Source organism: Nocardioides guangzhouensis (assembly GCF_004519545.1).
GTDB classification, from domain to species: Bacteria; Actinomycetota; Actinomycetes; order Propionibacteriales; family Nocardioidaceae; genus Nocardioides; species Nocardioides guangzhouensis.
In genome coordinates this window covers 1-836 of the sequence record NZ_SDKM01000124.1, presented here as the reverse complement: position 1 = coordinate 836, position 836 = coordinate 1, and the positions used below count along the sequence as shown (strand labels likewise).

Annotated in this window: 2 protein-coding genes; both read right to left on the bottom strand. The window is 75.0% G+C overall.

What is annotated here, in order from left to right:
- Positions 1-259: hypothetical protein (locus EKO23_RS24750; protein WP_217702813.1), on the bottom strand; the 259-nt coding region annotated here is incomplete at its 3' end.
- The gene (locus EKO23_RS24745) at positions 252-746 is read right to left on the bottom strand and encodes an RNA polymerase sigma factor (protein WP_134721253.1); all 495 of its coding nucleotides are present in this window, start codon (positions 744-746) and stop codon (positions 252-254) included. The genes EKO23_RS24745 and EKO23_RS24750, both read right to left, overlap by 8 nt.
- Positions 747-836 lie beyond the last annotated feature (90 nt).

The following is an 836-nucleotide window of genomic DNA, read 5'->3' as shown; positions in this document are numbered from 1 at the left end:
CCTTCACCTCACCGGTCCCCGACAACGCCCGCACGTCCCCGGAGGGAGACGGCCCCGGGCGCACCGGCTGGGGCCGGGACCGCTCGTCGCCATGGTCGAGGAGCACCCCGCCGAGGACGACGACGAGGACGGTGACGCACCCGGCGACGAGCGTTGCCGCGGCTCGACGGTCCCGGCGCCGGGCGGTGTCGCGCAGCGCCTCGAGGGCCGGGGGACGGACCTGGTCGGCCAGGTCGCGGAGCCGGTCGAGGTCAGGCATGGCGTGGCTCCTCCCTCTCGTCGAGCAGGTCGGCCAGGCGTGCGCGGCCCCGGGCGAGCCGGGACTTCACGGTGCCCTCGGGGAGGCCCAGCTCCGCCGCGATCTGCGCGGTCCCGAGATCGGCGAGGTGGTGGAGCACGACGACCTCGCGCTGGTCCGGGTCGAGCTGGGCCAGCGCGGTGACGATCGCGACGTGCTCGGGCCCGACCTCGACGGCGGCCTGGGGGCCGGGGACGCGAGGCTGGTGGCGGCGGACCATCGAGGCGCGCCGCCATCCGGACCGGAGACGGTTGACCGCCACCGTCCGGACCCACGCCTCCGGGTTGGTTGCAGCGGCGACCCGGCGCCGCTTGCGGAGGGCGACCACGAACGCCTCCTGCACGGCGTCCTCGGCGTCGGCCATGTCGCCGCAGAGGGCGAAGAGCTGGACCACCAGGCGTCGGTACGACGCGGTGTACAGCTCGTCGAGGTCGAACGCGGCGTCCATCGGTTGCTCCTCCGCCCACTGTCCTGCGTCACTCGCCGGGTGTGAAGGTGACGGACTCGGCCATCCGGGTCAGGGTGGCGAGGTCCTCCT

Excerpts from the sequence above, each read along its gene's own strand:
- EKO23_RS24745 (WP_134721253.1), bottom strand. The coding sequence starts at position 746 with ATGGACGCCGCGTTCGACCTCGACGAGCTGTACACCGCGTCGTACCGA.